Origin of the sequence: Acetobacterium sp., from assembly GCF_030652775.1 — a bacterium.
Lineage (GTDB): Bacteria > Bacillota > Clostridia > Eubacteriales > Eubacteriaceae > Acetobacterium.
This window is the reverse complement of the sequence record NZ_JAUSPS010000039.1, coordinates 12,450-31,666: the sequence shown is the minus strand read 5'-3', so window position 1 is coordinate 31,666 and position 19,217 is coordinate 12,450. Positions and strand designations below refer to the sequence as shown.

Below are 19,217 nucleotides of genomic sequence, written 5' to 3'. Positions count from 1 at the left end.
TGTCTGATTTTTTCTTTAACAGATTGTAGTCAACCTTTGCTTTATACTTGCCGTATAAGTCCAGATCGTCTTCTGTTAAACCCAATTTCTTTGCTATCTCACGAATATCCTGTGGTGTAGCCTCTTGTGCAATCTCAATGTCTGATTTAAAACCCATATTATTTCCTCCAATACTTTGATAAATTTTTAACATCTGCATTTATGATATATGATTTTAAACTAAAAATCAAATAATAAATGTGACAATTTTTTACTGGAAAAATACGAATAACGTTTACATTAACGGGGTTTACATCAATAATCAGAGCAATATTTTACTCTGCGACACAAAACAGCTCAGCAATTCACCAGGTAATTGCCATTTAATTCCTTTTAGTGTTTTTTTGCTGCTCGTATGATGATTTACGAAATACAATATTTTCGTTTTTTTGACTCAAATCCCCGAATTTGTAATTTTAATGTTATTTCCCATTTTTTTTACTCAATCCCTGTTGTTATTTCACCCATAAAAACTACCTTTGCATTTCAATTATTTACCAAACTCACCTCCCGCTTCTTTTTTCCGAATCATTATACCTACAACTTTATGCTATTCCATTTGCCCTTTAAAACTCGACCTAAAAATGCTGATATCGGGCAGCTAGTCCACTATTTACTTGTATATACAAATTTTAATCAGATTATCATTATTTTTTAAAATTGTCAATATTTTTCTAATTAGAGTCAATTTATTTTCTTTAATTGTTTGTTATTTCTCAAACAATCCATTTTCATGTAATATATCGCCATATATTGACATTATGTCCCTCGTTTTTTTTTCATTCTCGTTAATAATTTATAAGCTAAATTCCTTTACATAGTCACATCATTTTTTTCGCCTCCGATAGTAGTTAAAGCAATAATACAAACAACCAAAAAAATGCAGTGATTGCACTGCATTTTAAGTATCTATTTCTAATATTCAGCTAATTGATTAACCAGGATGACAGCAAAGTTTTCCTTCATTAAGAATGATAACGAAGACTAATGATTCCGGAAACCGGCAATAACTACATTTAGACTGATTTGCAAATTGACTAGCAACTTATTTTTCTGGTATTGTAATTTTCCCCTGCCGAAATGCTTTACTATAGGCGCGACAGTACTTATCTTTACCAAGTAGCGCATAGGCTGCGAAAATGGTTCCCATCATATCCTGATTTGTTGGATCCATAACAGCTGAATCCATGCCGGCCTGAATGGCAAGCGCCAAAAATGTTTTATTCATCAGCGATCTGGCCGGCAAGCCAAAAGAGATATTACTTAAACCGGCAGTGATGTGAATCGTTGGATATAATGCTCTTATTTCTGAAATTTCCCTGGTAAAATTCAGCAATGAGTCATTATTTGTGGATAATGCCATCACACATGGATCGATATGGATACGATCCGGCGTTATCCCAAACTTTGCCGCTTTATCAACCATGATTTTCGCAATATCCACCTTTGTTTGAACATCACAGGGAATCCCTTTATTATTACATGTAAGTCCGATAACCTCCCATGTATTTCCGTCCATGAGCGGCAGCAGGACTTCGCATTTTTCACCTTCATCAGAAACAGAATTGATAAGCCCAGGTTTATTCGCATATTTGAATGCAGCTTCGATGACTCGGGGATTAGGACTATCGATGCAAAGCGGTGTTTCTGTTGCGTTCTGAACAACCTCCATCAGCCATTTCAATGCCTCTATTTCTAATTCAGGAGCAGTGCCGGCACACACATCGATAAAATCCGCGCCTGCTTCTTCCTGTTTTATAGCACACTCGGCAATAAACTTGGCATCTCTTTTTTCGATCGCTCCTCGTATCGCTGGTATTGTTCCATTTATTTTCTCTCCAATAATTATCATACTCGGCCTCCTGGATTGATATCGTTTTCATTTTTTTGTATTTTTCGTGCCGTACCTGTATATACAGACTAGCATTTCCTTTATTTTTTGTCAATATTTTTCTATCTTATTGAAAATCTCATTTTTAACGGGTATAATAAAATTGATTTAGATAATATTTTACAGTCTACCCTAATTTATGACTACGAAAGGACAATTTTATGTCATCTTTGAATACTATTCGCGTTTTTTTTCCATTATTGGATAAAAGTGTCATGGTTGAAGCTGGAAAAACAGTTGCTGAAGCCTGCGCTCTGGTCGGTTTTCCGCAAAACCTGGTTTGCGGGGGCAAAGGAACCTGTAAAAAATGCCTTGTTACCATTCGTGAAAACGATTTAGTTTCGGAAGTGCTTGGCTGTCAGCATCTCATTTCTGAAGATATGGCCATTCTTATTTCAAAAGAAGCGGCTTTATCCCAAATACTGGAAGCAACTGACAATGGGGAGCTGAGTTTCAACCCCAAAACCAGAGTGGCTGCCATCCCAATTACGGCGTTAAAAACTGAGATGTGTTCCTACGATCTTGAAACCGTCCGGAAGGCCCTTGAAATGCCGGTTACGATGTCTTCCATTAAAGTATTGCAAAAATCATCTGAGATTTTTCATCAGAAGAGCTTTCCCATAATGAACTTTATCTTATATAATGATGAAATTATCGATCTGATCCCTGGCACTGAAGAAGTGAATGCCTATGGCGTTGCTTTTGACATTGGCACCACCTCTGTTGTCGGTTATCTTTACGATTTGACTAATGGAGTTCTGATTCACCAGTACTCTTCCCTGAATCAACAAATTTCTTTTGGCGGAGATGTGATCAGTCGTATCGATTATGCTTCCACCGCTCCGGAAAACCTCAAAGCCATCCAGCACGCCATCATCGAAACCGTCAACAATATTTTATCGAATCTTTTTTATGAATCAAAAATACCATCTGAAGCTGTTTATGAGTGCGTCTTCTGCGGTAACAGTACCATGGCCCATCTTTTCCTGGGCTTAAATCCGCTGCATTTGGGGCTTTCTCCTTTTACCGGAATTACCCGGGACATGGTTGTCCTCAATGCTGAAGAACTCAATATCAATATTAATCCCAACGGTAAAATAACCTTTTTACCCTTATTGGGTGGGTTTGTCGGCGCCGATACAACCGCGGTTCTGCTGGGCTTGCCAAAGGATGACGAATACCGCTTGATGATCGATTTAGGAACAAACGGAGAAATTGCCGTGGGCAACCGCAATCGCTATTTTGTCGCTTCCACTGCCTGCGGCCCTGCTTTAGAAGGTGCCGGTATCCATATGGGGATGAGAGGGACCACTGGCGCCATTGAAAAAATTGACCTGGTTGACAATGAGATTAAGTGCCAGGTTATTGGCGGTGCGGCACCGCTTGGTTTTTGCGGATCGGGGATCATTGATGCAATTGCCTTCCTCTATCGAGAAAAACTGATTTATAACCGCGGTAATTTTATTAAAGGCGAGGATCTTGATAATCACCCTTTCAAAGATCGTTTTAAAACAGATGAAAATAATCAACGCTATTTTGTTTTTGTTCGTCACGAGGATAACCCCAACGGCAAAGAAATGATCATCACCCAAAAAGATGTCCGGGCTGTTCAATTGGCCAAGGCTGCTATCTTTACCGGCTGCAGTCTATTAACCGAAAAATATGGCATCAAAGCAGAAGATCTCAAGGAAATAACCCTGGCGGGTGCTTTTGGGAATTACATCGATATCGAAAATGCTCAATTTATCGGGTTACTGCCCGAGATTTCGGGAGTTCCGATCCGCTCCATCGGCAATGGCGCCGGAACCGGTTCTCAGCTCTTCCTGCTATCCCAGGATGAAGCCCTGCGCTGTGAGGAGATCCCGAAGATCACCACCCATATCGAGTTAGCCACCGATCCTAATTTTTCCAACCTTTATATGCAAAACACGACCCTTGGTCAAAATGAAATGAAGTAAATCTCCGTTTTAAATTTACTGCACTTTTTAAAAAGCAAACACTCAGCTGATGTTTGCTTTTTTTATTCCCCTGATCCTCATTAGATGCTATAATTATTCTAAATTACCGAAAGGATGTTCAACTATGGAAAAAACACCCAAAATCTTATTATTGTTAACCGGAGGTACTATCGGCAGTGCGGTCAACGACCACTGTATCAATGTGGATTCTCGACGCGGTGACGATTTACTGACCATCTACAAAGAACAAAATAACCGTGAGGTCGAATTCGAGGTCATCCGTCCTTTTAATATTCTCAGTGAAAACGCCGAACCACAACATTGGCTGCAAATAATTGAAACCCTCCAATCCCACCGACTCAGCGATTATGACGGTATCATCATTGCGCATGGCTCGGATACCCTGCCCTATACCGCCGCTGCCCTTGCTTATGGCATCGACAGCCCGTTGTTACCGATTGTTTTAGTGGCTGCCAATTATGCCATCGGCGAACCCAACAGCAATGCCATTACCAACTTTTCAGCCGCGGTAGAATTTATCAGCAATATGAAACTGCCCGGTTTTTATGTCATTTATGAGAACAGTGATGATGTCACTTATGTCCACCTGGCCACCCGGCTCCAGGAAGCCGACTGGCTGAAAGATGACTTTACCAGTTTTGGCGGTCCGTTAGGGGTTTTTGATCACCGGGGTCTGTGCTGCGTACCCACAGCTAAAAATCCAACCATGATCAAGCTTTATAATCCCTCTCTTGACGATGTCCCCGCAGTTCAAGAATTTCGCAATGAAGTGCTGGCGCTGCGCGCCTATCCCGGTCTCAATTATGAAGTGATCGATCTCCGCAAACGCCCGATCCGGGCTGTGTTGCACTCATTGTACCATTGTGGCAGCGGAAATATTACCGGGGCAAACGGCACGTCCCTCTTGGCTTTTATTAAGGACAACCCCAATGTCGATCACTATATGATCTCCTACAAAAATATTCATGGCGATCTTTATGCTTCCTGTCAGGAACTGATTGCCGCCGGTGGGATTCCCCTGGAGAACATCTCCTTTGAAGCGGCGGTAACCAAATTGAATTTTGCCTATAATCAGCAGGAATGCTCACCGCTTAACTATATGAAACGGGAATTTTTCTATGAGTTTCTGCGAGATGCCCAGGAAAATGGGTATGTAATATAGTAATTTTTACTACCGTTAAATCTATTTTTTAATAAAGGAGACTACTATGTATGATGTGGCTATTATCGGAGCTGGAATAATCGGAACCTCGATTGCCCGGGCTTTAAGTCGTTACAAATTATCCGTTGTCGTTTTTGATAAAGAAGATGATGTCTCTATGGGTGCCACCAAAGCCAATTCGGCCATTGTCCATGGCGGCTTTGCCGAGTCCCACGCCAAAGTAAAAGGCGGTCTGTGTTACAAAGGCCGCAAACAGTTTGACCAATTAAATGCGGAACTGAACTTTGGTTTTGAAAAAATCGGTTCGCTGGTCCTGGCCTTTGAAGAAGAACAGCTGGGAAAACTCAAAGAACTATACGAAAATGGCCTGGCCAACGGTCTGGATGATTTGGAAATTCTTGATCACGACCAGATCATGGCAATGGAACCCAATGTCAATCCGGATGTTAAATATGCCCTCTATTGTAAAGGCGCCGGCATCTGTTCGCCCTACGAAATGGCTATTGCCATGGCTGAAAATGCCGTGACCAACGGCGTCGAGCTGTTATTGAATACGGAAATTACCGGGATCGAAAAAACTGCTGCTGGCTTTAATCTGACTGATCACACGGGCAAGCCATATCAGTCTCATTTTGTCATCAATGCCGGCGGCGTTTCTTCGGATACCGTATCCAAGATGGTTGGCGTCGATTATTTTACCATTACCCCCCGAACCGGGGAATATATTCTGATGGTTCGCGGTTCAGCCAGTATCATCAATACCGTCTTGTTCCAGATGCCCACTAAAATGGGCAAGGGCATTCTTGTGGCCCCCACCTATTATGGCAACCTACTAATTGGGCCAGATGCCGTCAATGAAGACACCGTTGATAAATCGACCCACGCTGAAAGACTCCTGAAGATTTTTCACGAAGCTAAACACACCACAGACAAATTAAATATTAAACAATTTATCCGCAGCTTTACCGGTGTCCGGGCAGTCAGTTCCACCGATGACTTTATAATTGAAGCCACGCCAGTTACCGGGTTTATTAATTGTGCCGGGATTCAATCGCCGGGACTGACTTCTTCACCAGCAATTGCCGAGATGGTTCTTAACCTTTTAAAAGAACTGAATTGTCCGTTTGAAGAAGACTCCAGCTTCAATCCGTATCGGGCCCCCATTATTACCAAAACCGAATTAAAGCCGGTTAAAGAAATCCAGCCTCTGGTGGACATGGATTCCAGTCCAGAAAAAATAATCTGTCGCTGCGAACAGGTCAATGAAGCAGCGATTGTTGACGCCATGAACCGGGGTATTCCGGTAACCACCGTTGATGGGATTAAACGCCGCACCCGCGCCGGCTGCGGCTGGTGCCAGGGAACCTTCTGCCGCCCCCGGGTCGCTGAAGTGATGGAACGAGTGCTCGGCCATGAAATTGATGCTGGTTTTGATGTGGAACACAGCGGCGTCAACCGGGTGGGGAAAAATGAAATCGTCGATTATATTCAAAAGCATAGCGATTGACCGATTCTGCCGTTATCCTTAGTCATCGGGACGATAACTGAAGGGCACTTATCGGTACGAGCAAACTTAAAAAAGAGCTGCAGTCTTAATAACACTGTGGCTCTTTTTTTATTGCCAGCCAGCGATTGAGCCGATTTTTCTGGCTTTTTGACGTGATTTATTTATATTTCTTTAAAAAAACTATAACTCAGGCACTTTTACAAAAATATTCGTTGACAAAATACCTGCAACCGTTTATAATCACAGTAAATGAAAGAGTATTTACTAAAATAACAGTAAATAAAATGTCATATACTAAAATATTGGTTTTAAATCTGTGCGCTCGTTTAATCGTTATTTTTATTGTAATCGCAGTCAAAATATGTGATTATCAGCAACTTTGCTAAAACTGATCAATGATTCATTCTAGATAAACTAAGGAGGCTATACACTATGTTAACTGTAAAAGAGAATTTAAAAGAAGTCATGACCGGTGGAAATCCAGATCGTTTTGTTAAACAATATGAATTTCTACAAATGATTATGAGCGTACCATCTGGTCGTGTCAAACCCCAGATCGGTGAAGAAGTAATCAATGAATGGGGTATTACCATTCGTTGGCCAGAAGGTCAACTTGCATCATTCCCAGTACACGATGCGCAACATGTTGTTCTCAAAGATGTTACCGAATGGAAAGAATATGTTAAAGCTCCAAGTATGGAACGACCTGCAGGTGCATGGGATCAGGCCATTGCAGACGCTAGCGCCGTTGATCGGGACAATAAATATGTTGCTGCCTTCGTCGCTCCCGGTTTATTTGAAATGACCCATTATCTGATGGGTATGGAAAATGCACTCATGAGCTTCTATGAAGAACCGGAAGCCATGCATGAACTGATCGATTATTTAACAGAGTATGAACTGGATTATGCTAAAGCATTAGTTGAAAATCTGCATCCTGATGCAATTTTACATCATGACGACTGGGGCAGCCAGATTTCCACCTTCCTTTCGCCAGCAATGTTTGAAGAATTCTTTTTAGACTCCTACAAAAAAATCTATGGTTTTTACAAAGCCAACGGCGTTGAACTGATTGTTCATCATAGCGACAGCTACGCTGCAACCTTAGTTCCCTATATGATTGAAATGGGCATTGATATCTGGCAAGGTGTTATGACAACCAATGACATCCCTAAAATGATCAAAGAATACGGCGAAAAAATCACCTTTATGGGTGGTGTTCACAGTGGTGTCATCGATCATCCCGAATGGACAAAAGAGCAAATTGATGCAGAATTTGCCCGAGCCTGCCGTGAATCTGGAAAACTCTACTTCATCCCTGGTGCTTGTCAGGGGCTACCCGTTTCTTCCTTCCCGGGCGTTTACGAAGCCTGTGATGAAGCCATCGAAAAAATGAACAAAGAAATGTTCTAGTAAAACAACATTTGAAAATCCATGCTTTGAAAGAGCGGTAAAAATTAATAACCAGAGGAGTGACAAAAATGATTATTATCGGAGAAAAAATTAACGGTGCGATTCCTTCCACCGCGAAAGCAATCGCCGCCAAAGATGGCGAATTTATTAAAAATCTGGCCAAGATTCAAACCGAAGCCGGCGTGGATTACATTGATGTCTGTGCTTCAGTTGATGACGACATTGAACTGGAAACCATGAAATGGTTGATTGATCTGGTTCAGGAAGTTACTGACACTCCCATTGCGGTGGACAGCCCCAATGTTTATACCTGTATCGAATCGATGAAATACTGTAACAAACCAGGTTTGTTTAACTCCGTATCGTTAGAAAGCGATAAGATCGACGCGGCATTTAAAGCCATTGCCGATACAAAATGGGAATGCGTCGCACTGTTAAACAGTGACAAAGGGATTCCGAAAACCGCCAAAGACCGTCTGGATGTATTTGCCGATTTAATGGCCAAAGTCAAAGAATATGGTATCGATCCATCAAGAATGCACATTGATCCATTGGTAGAAATGCTTTGTACTTCAGAAGATGGGATTGCTATGGTCGTCGAAGTAATCCGCAGCATTAAAGAACAATACCCCACCATTCATGTCACCGGCGCAGTCAGCAATATTTCCTTTAACCTGCCGGCCCGAAAAATGGTCAATATGGGCTTTACCGTTCTGGCCATGAACGCTGGTCTGGACAGTGCCATTCTCGACCCAACCAATGGCGACTTAATGGGCATCATCTTTGCCACTGAAGCGTTACTGGGCGAAGACGACTACTGTATGGAATATATTGGCGCTTACCGCGAAGGCATTTTCGGTCAGAAAAAATAGTTTTCAGGCGTTATAATAGACACAACTTACTAATTAACCACACAATAAATCGGGTCAGCTGATCACACAATCAGCTGACCGATATTGATAACTATCTATAAATAAATTATAATTGAACAGGAGAAAAAAATGTCAAAAATTCAAGAAGTTAAAGCAAAAGTAGAAATTGGTAAAACTAAACTGATTGCCGGATTAGTCCAGGAAGCATTAGACGAAGGTAGCTCCGCTGCAGATATCCTGCAAGCGATGGTTGACTCGATGGGTGTTGTCGGCGAGAAATTCTCTTCTGGAGAAATCTTTGTCCCTGAAATGTTGATCGCTGCAAAAGCGATGGCTAAAGGCGTCGATGTCTTACGTCCTCTATTAGCCGGTGATACCTCAAACTCTTTAGGAACCTGCATTATCGGAACCGTCGCTGGCGATTTACATGATATCGGTAAAAACCTGGTTTCAATGATGATCGAAAGTGCCGGATTCACCATGGTTGACCTTGGCGTCGATGTCCCCGCTGACCGATTTGTCGAAGCCATCAAAGAAAACGAAAACGTTACTTTAGTTGCCTGTTCAGGACTGTTAACAACAACTATGCCTGCTCTTAAAGAAGCTGTTCAAACCATTAAAGCCAGCGGACTGGACGTTAAAGTCATCGTTGGTGGTGCCCCTGTGACACCAGAATACGCTGCTGAAATCGGCGCTGACGGATTTGCGCCAGATGCTGGTAGTGCCGCTGTTAAAGCCAAAGAAATGGTTGCTTAAGCACTAACCAAACATCAACTAGCCCCTTAATTTATTATCATAAAAAAAAGAGAAACCTTAGGGTCTCTCTTTTTTTATGATAAAATGTTGTCGCTAAAATAGCTCGTTTTAGGCCAATCCTACCAGTTTTCCGGCAATCGGCAACCACAATGTAGCTAGACCCACAAAAGCGATTTGAAGCCAGATTGCGGCCTTAGGCATTTCGGTCATCTTGTAATAGCCAGCAGTATATGTAATCAATGGAATGGTGTCAATCGGAAATAAATAGCAGTTACCGGCACATAAGCCCAGAGCAATAATCAGCAGCGCCGGATTGATGCCGGTGGTTGCTGATAAACTGATGATAACAGGTGTCAACACCCCGATTAGCGCCGGTGCCACGGGAACAACCAGCATAATCACAAAACACATCACCGCGACGAAGAAAACCCCGCCCATCAGTGAGAATGATAAGGATGATGGTAAAACATAGTTGACAAACCATTCGCTGACACCGTTTGCAACAATGGTGTTGGCAATACATAAAACCGTTCCGATCAGGATAAATGAAATCCAACTGACCGCTTTCATGTAGCGCTCCCAGGTGAGTATCTTGATCCCTGGCAAAAAGAAAGAAACACAGCCAATCAGGGCTACCACAGTCACTTCAATGGCCGGATAGAATGAGCTGAGTACCCAGAAGGAAATCATAGTTAATCCAATCAGAATGACCTTCAATTCTCTGCTATCCACTTTTTCCTTAACTTCAATGGTCTTCAAGTAGTTATCAATCTCATTTTTATCAATATTTGCTGGAGGAAAAATTTTCGTCAAGATGAACCAGGCCAGCGGCACCATGACAACAACAATCGGGATACCACAGGCCATCCACTGAATAAAAGTGATCTGGATGTCAGCCTGACTTTGCAACAAGCCAATCGTTAAAATATTTATCCCACTACCGGCCGGCGTCATTAGACCGCCCAGCATCACCGCTATCGGAATTCCCATCATCAGTGATTTTGCCGTTTGCTGACGATCTGCTTCATTTTTAAATAGCTTAAGAAAGCTGGCTCCGATACCCATGAAAACAACCACCGATGGCACATCCGTGACAATCGAAGATACCAGGGCACCAGCAACCATAATCGCCAGAACACAGGTTTTGACATCTTTACCAAATTTTTTAAGCAGCGCATGTAAGATCCGTTGAACAATCGGCGTGGAGGTCACCGCCTCAGCCAGCCCAAATGAAGCCAGTACGAAAAATAAGATCGTGTTGGTAAATCCGCTAAGTCCGGCGGTCAGATTTTTTGTGACCCCCAGTGTTGGCAATAGCGCCAGACATAGGAAACAAATAACGCCAACTGGCAGCGCCTCAGTAATCAACATGATTAAAAAGAACAGCAACAAGCCAATGGTTATCAGTCCCTTATCGGTCAAACCCATTGGTATGGGTAGAAAAAAAACGGCTACAAGCACGGCAATGCTGATAACCATTCCGATGATCTGTTTTTTATTCATAATCCACCTCAATCGTAGTTTTAAGATAATAGTTATTCTGTTTATACCCAACATTTTCGCTATTCATCTCATGAAACAAATAAGAAGCCTATCAATTGATTTGAATATGGCTTCTTATTTTTATGTAATTATTTTAATGTCATCTTATTTACGTCTACTATTCTGCTATTTTATTTCTGGCATTAATTTCAGCTTGATATTGTTTCACTTTTTCTGTGGTTAAACGGTAGCCAAAGGTTAACAGAACCGCACCTGCGAGAACCGTAGCACCAGGAATTGTACAGAATAAAGTGGTAATACCAGCTTTTAATTCTGGAGTGGCAGTAGCTGGATCCATTTTTGCAACGAATCCTACCGAAGCCAACATTGCCGGAATAATTAAACCTTTGATGAAGATAGCAAGTTTCAATGGTAAATTTGATAATCCCATAACCCAGCTTGATGCTGCTTTTCCTGTTTTCCATTCACTGTAGATTGATGCGTCACCATATAAAGCAACCATCAATGCATAAAGGAATCCTAAGAAGAACTGCGCACAGGAAAGTACAACCAGAACCATTGTGATATTTCCAACAACGAATTGACAACCAATTAAGAATACACCTAAACCGTAACAGCCAATCAGTGCAGCTGTTCGTGTTGACAATTTTGCGGCAACATATTTACTTGAATATGAGCCAATTACCGCCATAATATTGGCAACCAACAAGTATACACTAAACATTGCAACATCGTTAGCTACGTAGGTAAAGAAGTATACGGCTGAACCGGCACAGACAAAGTTAACTGTCCAACGTGCGACATCTGCTAAAAGCAACACTAACAAATGTGGGTTCTGAACCAATGATCTAGCCATATCGCCAATAGATATTTTTTCTTTTTTGGCAGTATTCGTATTTGCAGCAGCATCTTCATATGTTATTTCGTATCCACTTGTCAGTTTGAAGTGAATGAAATAGCCTAACCAGTAAACACATGCCATTGCGAATGCCGAAATAGTGAACCCAAGTACTGGGTTTTTAACTAATTCACCAACCCATAAAATAGTGGCTAAGCCCATTGCTGAGAAAATAATTTTCCCAACATTTGCATAAGCGCCTCGTGTTGCGGATAATTGTGTTCGATCTTCTGGTGAAGTTGAAATTGTTGGGATAAGTGCTATGTTTGCTACATAAGAGAAATTCCAAGCAACATGCGAAGTGATGAAAGCGACACAGATAATAATCATTGGGACGATTCCAGTGCCAATAACCGTAAACATCATCGTGTAGAGTACTACGACAAGTGGTGGTATTACCAGCAAATACGATCTGTATTTGCCCCATTTCATTGGTTTAAGTGCATCAATAAATCCACCATAGAATGGCGACAATACCATATCTACTGTACTTGTTAAGGTCATAATTATTGCAGTTGTTCCCAAATCAAATTTTGCAATGTTTGTTAAAAAATATGCAAAATAAAATACTTCAACATTCGACATCAGAGTAAAACCAAGATCTCCAATACCAAAGAATTTTTTAAGCCCTGAACTTAAGGGTTTTTTTTCCATAAAAGAGCCTCCTCAAATTTTTTAATGATCGACTAAAGTAAAATTTCCGGATTTTCACCTTCGTCATTTTAGATCTTTCAGTAATATTACTAAGACTTACTAAATAGTAACCCTTTACATCAGTTTTGTCAAGCTTTTATTATTAAATTATTGACATTTTACTGTTTTTTTAGTAATTTATATTAATTTATTTTTTTATTCCATTCTTTTGCTATTTTTCCTTGTTAATTCTCTCACTTAGTGCTAAAATTGCTATGCCACATTGCTTTAAGGAGATTAAAATGCGAAAAATGACCAAAGGCGAGATGACAAAAGAACGCATCTACAAGAGCGCCAAAGAACTTTTTTATAATCAGGGCTACAATGCCACTACAATTCAACAAATCGCCGATCATTCCGATACAACTTTAGGTTCTATGACCTATCATTTTGCCACCAAAGATACCTTTATTGCGCGAATTTTCGATGACTATCTCGATTCCATCCACGATTCTCTTAATAAAAAACTAATCGGATATAAACCTATCAATTCCTTTGAAAATCATTTTTATTTGACCATGGTTTGGTATCATCACCTACTGAGCGACCCTCTAGTTAATAAGTTTTATTATGAAATTTCTCAAAATGATTCACTCTATCCTTTTCTTCATGGTAAAATGGGTGAAATCTATCATGATTTTGTCAGAGACTATAATCTGCGAATTCGTCCCATTGAATTCGATGCTTTGCTAATCGCTGATTTCGGGGCCCGTCGGGAGCTTACTCGGGCTTTCTGTGAGGCCAGGATAAAAATGCCGGTGGAGGATTTTTCAATACTGATTATCTCAAATACGGCTCGGTGCTGGGGTATTCCGGTCAAATCTATCTATCGCGTCAGCTATGAAGCGCTACTGTTTTTTAGAGAACATGATTTTTCGGACATTAAATTATTGATCTAAAAAAAGTCTATTCAGAAATTCTCTGAATAGACTTTTTTGATTTTGTGTTCTATTTTGCTTTAAAGGTAATAATCACACCCTCAGTAGCGCTGTTTGCCCAGCTGCCATCGCTGGAAAAAACGATATGCTGTCCTTGAACAATGGGTACAATTGAAGCCAGGTCGTAGCCTTTTTCATCGTAATTGTTACAGACAGCTTCAATCTCCTGAGCTAATTCTTCCGTTTTACATTTTCTGAAGCCTTTATTATAGTCATTTCCGACTGACTCCACCTTATCACTAATGGTCACACTGATATATTTTTTCATTTGCTTTTTCTCCCAACAAAATTTATTATTCTATTGTATCATAATTGCGAAAGAAGTTCGAATAGTGTTTTGTCAATTACTCTTACGCGAACTGCAAGCGAGCTTGCGATTGGCTCGTTGCCTTCACGCAAAAAACCGCCTCTACTGGAGAGGCGGTGAAAATTGACTGATACTTGTTATTTGCCTTATGCTATCGAACTGATCAAACAGCATCGCTCAAATATCAATTTTATTTTTTTATTTTAACATTTTGCTTCGCAAAATATTAATCTTCTAACATTTTGGCTACAACACCAGAACCAACGGTACGTCCGCCTTCACGAATAGCGAAACGTAAACCTTCTTCGATCGCGATTGGAGTGATCAGAGTGATTTCCATTTGCACGTTATCGCCAGGCATTACCATTTCTACGCCTTCTGGTAATTTGATGATACCAGTTACGTCAGTTGTTCTGAAGTAGAACTGTGGTCTGTATCCGTCGAAGAATGGAGTATGACGTCCGCCTTCTTCTTTGGTTAAGACATATACTTCTGATTGATAATGGGTGTGTGGTTTGATGGAACCTGGCTTAGCCAGTACCTGACCACGTTCGATTTGAGTCCGGTCAACACCACGTAATAATGCCCCGACGTTGTCGCCTGATCGGCCTTCGTCCAGTAATTTACGGAACATTTCGATTCCGGTTACAACTGTTTTTCGAACATCATGAATCCCGACGATTTCAACTTCTTCGCCGACTTTAACAATCCCACGTTCGATCCGTCCGGTTGCTACAGTACCACGGCCAGTGATTGAGAAAACATCTTCAACTGGCATCAGGAATGGTTTGTCGGTATCACGTACGGGATCAGGAACCCAGGTATCAACAGCGTTCATCAGTTCAACAATTTTGTCTCCCCATGGGCCGTCTGGATCTTCTAATGCGCGTAAAGCGGAACCGGGAATGATTGGTGTATCATCGCCTGGGAAATCATATTCGTCAAGAAGTTCACGAACTTCCATTTCAACTAATTCCAGTAATTCTTCGTCATCGACCATATCGACCTTGTTTAAGAAAACAACGATATATGGTACGCCTACCTGACGGCTTAACAGGATATGTTCACGTGTCTGAGGCATAGGGCCATCAGCAGCACTAACAACCAGGATTGCACCGTCCATTTGGGCAGCACCAGTGATCATGTTCTTAACATAATCGGCATGTCCCGGGCAGTCAACGTGAGCATAGTGACGAGCGGCAGTTTCATATTCAACGTGAGCGGTTGAAATAGTGATTCCACGTTCTCTTTCTTCTGGGGCTTTATCGATATTTTCAAATGCTACGGCTTCCCCTGTTCCAAATCGCTTGTTTAATACAGATGTGATTGCCGCTGTTAATGTCGTTTTACCATGATCGACGTGACCAATTGTTCCAACATTTACATGGGGCTTATTTCTTTCAAATTTTGACTTTGCCATTTGTATTCTCCTTAAAAATCTAAAAATTATCGTTTTATACTATGTCAATTTTAATTTATGATATAAAAATGGAGCCCTCATCCGGATTTGAACCGGAGACCCCCACCTTACCATGGTGGTGCTCTACCTACTGAGCTATGAGGGCTTATAATAAATGGTGGGAGAAGATGGTTTCGAACCATCGTAGACGTCGTCAACGGATTTACAGTCCGCCCCCTTTAGCCACTCGGGCATTCTCCCACTTGCTTATTAATTCAGCTTCTCTATAATAGTTTGTTTTTGCTTTTTTGTCAACTGTTTTCTATATTTTTTTGCCAATTTTTTTTCGAATTCGCTGTAAGGCATTGTCCACCGATTTATTGCCACAGTCCAGTGCCCTGGAAATTTCGTAGTAGGAGGCGCCTTGAATATAGTAGGCAAGGACTTTTTTCTCAAAACTGGACAATTCCCGTTTAACATCAATCATCAATTGTTCCAATTCTTCGGCTTTGATTAATTCTACTCCGGGCTCCACGCTTTTTTTTGCGGCCAGCCGGTCGATAATGATATTCTGGGGTTCTTCTTCCGACACGGCCGCATAAATTGATACTGAATTATTCAGCGGCATGTGTTTCTGGCGGTTGGCTGAACTGATAGCAGTTTGGATTTGTCGTTCAACGCAGAGATTGGCAAAGGTCGAAAACTGTGCTTCACGATCCGGACGAAAGTCCCAAATCGCTTTGAGTAAACCAATCATCCCTTCCTGGATCAGATCTTCATTGTCCCCACCGACCAGATAATAGGAGCGAGCCCGGATCAGGACATTTTTTCGATATTTTTCCAGCAAGAATTCTTCAGCTTCCTTGTCCCCCTGCTGGGCACGGTTTACTATTTCCAATTCTGATATTTTATCATTGCTAATCTTTACCATTTTGTCCTCGCATTATTCTTTAATGCGCATTTTGTTAAATTGATCCAGGGTTTCTGCATCTAAAAAATCACTGAGCTTGACCCCTTGTTTTTGCACACTTTTTTTCTTGTCATCACGAAAGTTTTTTAACGTTGCTTCCATATCCTGGATCAGCTCCCGTACCGGAACCCGCTCGGCACCGCTGGCCATCACCATCTGCTGCAAGGTAAAATCCGATGTCACCACCCGGACACTGTAGGCTTTAGGCAGGCTGTAAACCAATTTTTCAATGTAGCTATCGGCGGTTTTATTCTTTTCGGTAAAAACCACCTTGATCCGTCCCACTATTTCTTCGCATTTTTCCAGGGTTTGCTGCTGATAGGCATCGAAAACAAGGATGGTTTCCCATCCTTTGAATCCGCTGTAGCCATTTAAATCATTGATCAGCTTTACCCGCGCCTCTTCTAACTGGATTTCTGAAAGACGTTTTAAATCATCTGAACCGTGGATGACATTATAGCCATCCACAATTAATATGGTTTTCATTGAAATCGCTGTTTGGCAGCCTCTGCAAAAATGATCGCTGCTGCTGCCGAAGCATTAAAGGATTCGATCTCGCCATGAATGGGAATGGATACCGAAAAATCGCATTGTTTTTTAACTTTTTCGCTGATTCCGGTGCCTTCATTACCGATGACAATGGCTAACGAGCCCTTATAATCGGCTTTAAAATAAGGATTTCCCTTCATGTCAGTAGACATGATCCAGAACCCTTTTTTCTTGAGCTCATCAATCGTCTGGCTGAGATTGGTCACCTTGACAATTGGGGTGTGCGACACTGCCCCGGATGAAGCCTTTACCGAAACGGCGGTCAAAGAAGCAGATCGGCGGTTGGGAATGATCACGCCGTCAGCACCGCAAATATTGGCACTCCTTATTATCGCCCCCAGATTATGGGGATCCGTCAAATGATCTAAAATAACAATAAAGGGGTCTCGTCCCTTGGCTTTGGCATGATTGAGAATATCCTGCAGGTTACTGTAAGGAAATGGTGCCATCAGTGCCACAATCCCCTGATGAACCTGACCGTCGGCCAGATATTCCAGTCTTGCTTTTTCAACTGAATGGATAATGATATTTTGCTTTTTGGCCATATCGGTAATCTTTTTGAGGACGTGATCGGTGTTGTCTTTTAAGATCAACAATTTATCAATTTCCTGACCAGAACGGAGGGCTTCCATAACCGGGTTTTTTCCCACGACGATAAACGTTTCTTCAGTTACGCCATCATCTTCGCGATTAAAACCCTCATGCTTGCGCGGCGGTTTCCGATCGTCAAAGCGACGGGGTCCACGTTCTTCTTTGGGCCCTCTGCTGTCAAATTTGCGCGGTTTTTTATCATCCTTGTCGCCACGTTCTTCAAACTTACGGGGCTTTTTATCGCCTTTTGAAGCGTTGTCGTTTTTCTTGCTTCGGGGCTTATCACTGGTCTTGCTGCTATTCGATCGACTATTTGATACTTTTTTCATCTTTTCACCTATTCTTTTATTTTTTTTCGATTTATTTCTAGATAAATCGATTCCGGCATTATTTCGCAGTATTATTCGTTTGTTTCGGTTGTATTGTTAATGATTTCTGCCGCTTCGTCCGGTTTTCGTTTACGCGGTGGCAGCGGTCCATAATATTGGTAATAATGGGTCTTAATATCGCCATTGTAGAGTTTTCTATTCTTAGTTGATGCTTCGCCAAAATATTTTTCAAACTTTTCATAACCAGTAATAATAAAATAGGACCAGTCATCCAGACTTCGAAATACCTTACCCATATCCCGATATAAGCGCTGGATTTCTTTTTCTTCGCCGATGCGTTCGCCATAGGGCGGATTAGTGATAACAACTCCGTATTTTTTCTTAGTGGAAATAGACTGAACCGGCAATTTCTGAAAAGCAACCAAATCCGAAACCCCTGCCAGTTCGGCATTGGATCGGGCTTGTTTCAGAGCGTCAGCATCACAATCAGATCCCAGCAGCAAGAACTCCTTGTCATTGATAGCATCCTTGGCTTCCTGCCTGGCCTGTTCCCATAACTCAGCGGGAATGGCATCCCATGTTTCGGAAACAAAATCGCGTTTCAGACCCGGAGCAATATTTTTACCAATCATCGCTGCTTCAATAACAATGGTCCCTGATCCGCAAAGGGGATCCAAAAAAACCCGCTCCGGTCGCCAATGGGATAAATAAACCAAGGCTGCTGAAATGGTTTCTTTCAGCGGTGCTTCATTACCATATTGACGGTACCCCCGCCGATTAAGACCAGAGCCGCTGGTGTCAATCGACAAGGTCACCTCATCCTTGAGAATTTGAATGTGAATGGGGTACTTGCCGCCATTCTCATCAAACCATTCGACATGGTATTTTGATTTTAATCGTTCTACCACCGCTTTTTTGACAATTCGCTGCCCGTCAGATTTACTGAACAGGGTCGATTTGACGCTGGTGATTTTAGCCGCTGGAAATTCTCCGTCAACGGGGATCCAGTTTTCCCAAGGCAAGGCCTTTGTTTTCTCAAACAATTCATCAAAGGTTTCGGCTTTAAATCGGCCAATCTCCAAGAGCACCCGATCAGCACAGCGCAACCACAGGTTTGAACGGGGAATCGCATCCAATGGGCCGGCGTAACGGATTTTTCCGTTCTCAACTTCCGTTACTTCGTATCCCAGTTTTTTTATTTCGTCCTTTACCACACTTTCGATTCCAAAAGCGACTGTGGCAATTAAATTTACTATTTTCGGCATTCATTTTTCCTTTATCGTTATTTTTTGATCCATTTTAAACTATCAATATTACATTATAGCATAAGACTTCAATTTATTCTTAAAAATATTCGCATCACAACAAATAAATGAAAACAAAACACCGGCACGACCATCGCATACCGGTGTTTAGGGTAA

At 41.6% G+C, this 19,217-nt stretch carries 17 protein-coding genes and 2 tRNA genes; 7 read left to right on the top strand and 12 right to left on the bottom strand.

The features are described 5' to 3' along the window. The coding region (locus Q7J41_RS06725; protein WP_304886439.1) for a formate--tetrahydrofolate ligase at positions 1–157 on the bottom strand (157 nt) is incomplete at its 3' end. Positions 158–1,084: 927 nt separating this feature from the next. Then, entirely contained in the window at positions 1,085–1,891 is an 807-nt protein-coding gene (locus Q7J41_RS06720; protein ID WP_304886437.1) for a methyltetrahydrofolate cobalamin methyltransferase, read from the bottom strand. A gap of 254 nt (positions 1,892–2,145) precedes the next feature. On the opposite strand from Q7J41_RS06720, the gene Q7J41_RS06715 reads away from it, so the two are divergent. The 6 genes from Q7J41_RS06715 to Q7J41_RS06690 all read left to right on the top strand — a co-directional run bounded on the left by Q7J41_RS06715 (position 2,146) and on the right by Q7J41_RS06690 (position 9,619). Continuing rightward, positions 2,146–3,888 carry an ASKHA domain-containing protein gene (locus Q7J41_RS06715; RefSeq protein ID WP_304886435.1) on the top strand — a complete coding sequence of 581 codons (1,743 nt, stop codon included), beginning with the start codon at positions 2,146–2,148 and terminating at the stop codon, positions 3,886–3,888. Positions 3,889–4,012: 124 nt separating this feature from the next. Further along, entirely contained in the window at positions 4,013–5,071 is a 1,059-nt protein-coding gene (locus Q7J41_RS06710; RefSeq protein WP_304886434.1) for an asparaginase, read from the top strand. A gap of 46 nt (positions 5,072–5,117) precedes the next feature. After that, on the top strand, positions 5,118–6,578 hold the full coding sequence (locus Q7J41_RS06705) for an NAD(P)/FAD-dependent oxidoreductase (protein WP_304886433.1): 1,461 nt from the start codon (positions 5,118–5,120) through the stop codon (positions 6,576–6,578). Positions 6,579–7,010: 432 nt separating this feature from the next. Then, complete coding sequence (locus tag Q7J41_RS06700) at positions 7,011–7,991, top strand: uroporphyrinogen decarboxylase family protein (protein ID WP_304886432.1); 981 nt, start codon at positions 7,011–7,013, stop codon at positions 7,989–7,991. Between the two features lie 68 nt (positions 7,992–8,059). After that, positions 8,060–8,863: a methyltetrahydrofolate cobalamin methyltransferase gene (locus Q7J41_RS06695; protein WP_304886430.1), complete on the top strand. Its 804-nt coding sequence runs from the start codon at positions 8,060–8,062 to the stop codon at positions 8,861–8,863. A 129-nt stretch (positions 8,864–8,992) separates the two neighbouring features. Then, the gene (locus Q7J41_RS06690; protein WP_304886428.1) at positions 8,993–9,619 is read left to right on the top strand and encodes a corrinoid protein; all 627 of its coding nucleotides are present in this window, start codon (positions 8,993–8,995) and stop codon (positions 9,617–9,619) included. A gap of 108 nt (positions 9,620–9,727) precedes the next feature. Here the strand turns inward: Q7J41_RS06690 and Q7J41_RS06685 are convergent, their stop codons facing one another. Together Q7J41_RS06685 and Q7J41_RS06680 are read right to left on the bottom strand one after the other, a co-directional pair. After that, positions 9,728–11,122, bottom strand: coding sequence for an SLC13 family permease (locus Q7J41_RS06685; protein WP_304886426.1), 1,395 nt, complete (start codon positions 11,120–11,122; stop codon positions 9,728–9,730). A gap of 157 nt (positions 11,123–11,279) precedes the next feature. Beyond that, positions 11,280–12,674: an MFS transporter gene (locus Q7J41_RS06680; RefSeq protein ID WP_304886425.1), complete on the bottom strand. Its 1,395-nt coding sequence runs from the start codon at positions 12,672–12,674 to the stop codon at positions 11,280–11,282. Positions 12,675–12,955: 281 nt separating this feature from the next. Here Q7J41_RS06680 and Q7J41_RS06675 point away from each other — a divergent pair, with 281 nt between their 5' ends. Continuing rightward, positions 12,956–13,612 carry a TetR/AcrR family transcriptional regulator gene (locus tag Q7J41_RS06675; protein ID WP_304886423.1) on the top strand — a complete coding sequence of 219 codons (657 nt, stop codon included), beginning with the start codon at positions 12,956–12,958 and terminating at the stop codon, positions 13,610–13,612. Positions 13,613–13,661: 49 nt separating this feature from the next. Here the strand turns inward: Q7J41_RS06675 and Q7J41_RS06670 are convergent, their stop codons facing one another. The 8 genes from Q7J41_RS06670 to Q7J41_RS06635 all read right to left on the bottom strand — a co-directional run bounded on the left by Q7J41_RS06670 (position 13,662) and on the right by Q7J41_RS06635 (position 19,061). Beyond that, positions 13,662–13,919, bottom strand: coding sequence for a hypothetical protein (locus Q7J41_RS06670; protein WP_304886421.1), 258 nt, complete (start codon positions 13,917–13,919; stop codon positions 13,662–13,664). A gap of 265 nt (positions 13,920–14,184) precedes the next feature. Further along, the gene (gene tuf, locus Q7J41_RS06665; RefSeq protein ID WP_304886419.1) at positions 14,185–15,378 is read right to left on the bottom strand and encodes an elongation factor Tu; all 1,194 of its coding nucleotides are present in this window, start codon (positions 15,376–15,378) and stop codon (positions 14,185–14,187) included. Positions 15,379–15,447: 69 nt separating this feature from the next. Further along, positions 15,448–15,523: transfer RNA gene (locus Q7J41_RS06660), tRNA-Thr, on the bottom strand. A 10-nt stretch (positions 15,524–15,533) separates the two neighbouring features. Continuing rightward, positions 15,534–15,618, bottom strand: a tRNA-Tyr gene (locus Q7J41_RS06655). A 61-nt stretch (positions 15,619–15,679) separates the two neighbouring features. Next, positions 15,680–16,288, bottom strand: coding sequence for an RNA polymerase sporulation sigma factor SigH (sigH, locus tag Q7J41_RS06650; RefSeq protein WP_304886417.1), 609 nt, complete (start codon positions 16,286–16,288; stop codon positions 15,680–15,682). 12 nt (positions 16,289–16,300) lie between these two features. Beyond that, complete coding sequence (locus Q7J41_RS06645; RefSeq protein WP_304886415.1) at positions 16,301–16,813, bottom strand: NYN domain-containing protein; 513 nt, start codon at positions 16,811–16,813, stop codon at positions 16,301–16,303. Continuing rightward, the gene (rlmB, locus tag Q7J41_RS06640) at positions 16,810–17,796 is read right to left on the bottom strand and encodes a 23S rRNA (guanosine(2251)-2'-O)-methyltransferase RlmB (RefSeq protein WP_304886414.1); all 987 of its coding nucleotides are present in this window, start codon (positions 17,794–17,796) and stop codon (positions 16,810–16,812) included. Before rlmB ends, Q7J41_RS06645 begins: the two co-directional genes overlap by 4 nt. 71 nt (positions 17,797–17,867) lie before the next feature. Continuing rightward, a complete protein-coding gene (locus Q7J41_RS06635) occupies positions 17,868–19,061 on the bottom strand; it encodes a class I SAM-dependent RNA methyltransferase (protein WP_304886412.1) in 1,194 nt (397 codons plus the stop codon). Between the last annotated feature and the right edge of the window lie 156 nt (positions 19,062–19,217).

Excerpts from the sequence above, each read along its gene's own strand:
- Q7J41_RS06670 (WP_304886421.1), bottom strand. The coding sequence starts at position 13,919 with ATGAAAAAATATATCAGTGTGACCATTAGTGATAAGGTGGAGTCAGTC.
- Q7J41_RS06705 (WP_304886433.1), top strand. The coding sequence starts at position 5,118 with ATGTATGATGTGGCTATTATCGGAGCTGGAATAATCGGAACCTCGATT.
- Q7J41_RS06690 (WP_304886428.1), top strand. The coding sequence starts at position 8,993 with ATGTCAAAAATTCAAGAAGTTAAAGCAAAAGTAGAAATTGGTAAAACT.
- Q7J41_RS06695 (WP_304886430.1), top strand. The coding sequence starts at position 8,060 with ATGATTATTATCGGAGAAAAAATTAACGGTGCGATTCCTTCCACCGCG.
- Q7J41_RS06675 (WP_304886423.1), top strand. The coding sequence starts at position 12,956 with ATGCGAAAAATGACCAAAGGCGAGATGACAAAAGAACGCATCTACAAG.
- Q7J41_RS06680 (WP_304886425.1), bottom strand. The coding sequence starts at position 12,674 with ATGGAAAAAAAACCCTTAAGTTCAGGGCTTAAAAAATTCTTTGGTATT.
- Q7J41_RS06700 (WP_304886432.1), top strand. The coding sequence starts at position 7,011 with ATGTTAACTGTAAAAGAGAATTTAAAAGAAGTCATGACCGGTGGAAAT.
- Q7J41_RS06715 (WP_304886435.1), top strand. The coding sequence starts at position 2,146 with ATGGTTGAAGCTGGAAAAACAGTTGCTGAAGCCTGCGCTCTGGTCGGT.
- tuf (WP_304886419.1), bottom strand. The coding sequence starts at position 15,378 with ATGGCAAAGTCAAAATTTGAAAGAAATAAGCCCCATGTAAATGTTGGA.
- Q7J41_RS06710 (WP_304886434.1), top strand. The coding sequence starts at position 4,013 with ATGGAAAAAACACCCAAAATCTTATTATTGTTAACCGGAGGTACTATC.
- sigH (WP_304886417.1), bottom strand. The coding sequence starts at position 16,288 with ATGGTAAAGATTAGCAATGATAAAATATCAGAATTGGAAATAGTAAAC.
- Q7J41_RS06635 (WP_304886412.1), bottom strand. The coding sequence starts at position 19,061 with ATGCCGAAAATAGTAAATTTAATTGCCACAGTCGCTTTTGGAATCGAA.
- Q7J41_RS06645 (WP_304886415.1), bottom strand. The coding sequence starts at position 16,813 with ATGAAAACCATATTAATTGTGGATGGCTATAATGTCATCCACGGTTCA.
- rlmB (WP_304886414.1), bottom strand. The coding sequence starts at position 17,796 with ATGAAAAAAGTATCAAATAGTCGATCGAATAGCAGCAAGACCAGTGAT.
- Q7J41_RS06685 (WP_304886426.1), bottom strand. The coding sequence starts at position 11,122 with ATGAATAAAAAACAGATCATCGGAATGGTTATCAGCATTGCCGTGCTT.
- Q7J41_RS06720 (WP_304886437.1), bottom strand. The coding sequence starts at position 1,891 with ATGATAATTATTGGAGAGAAAATAAATGGAACAATACCAGCGATACGA.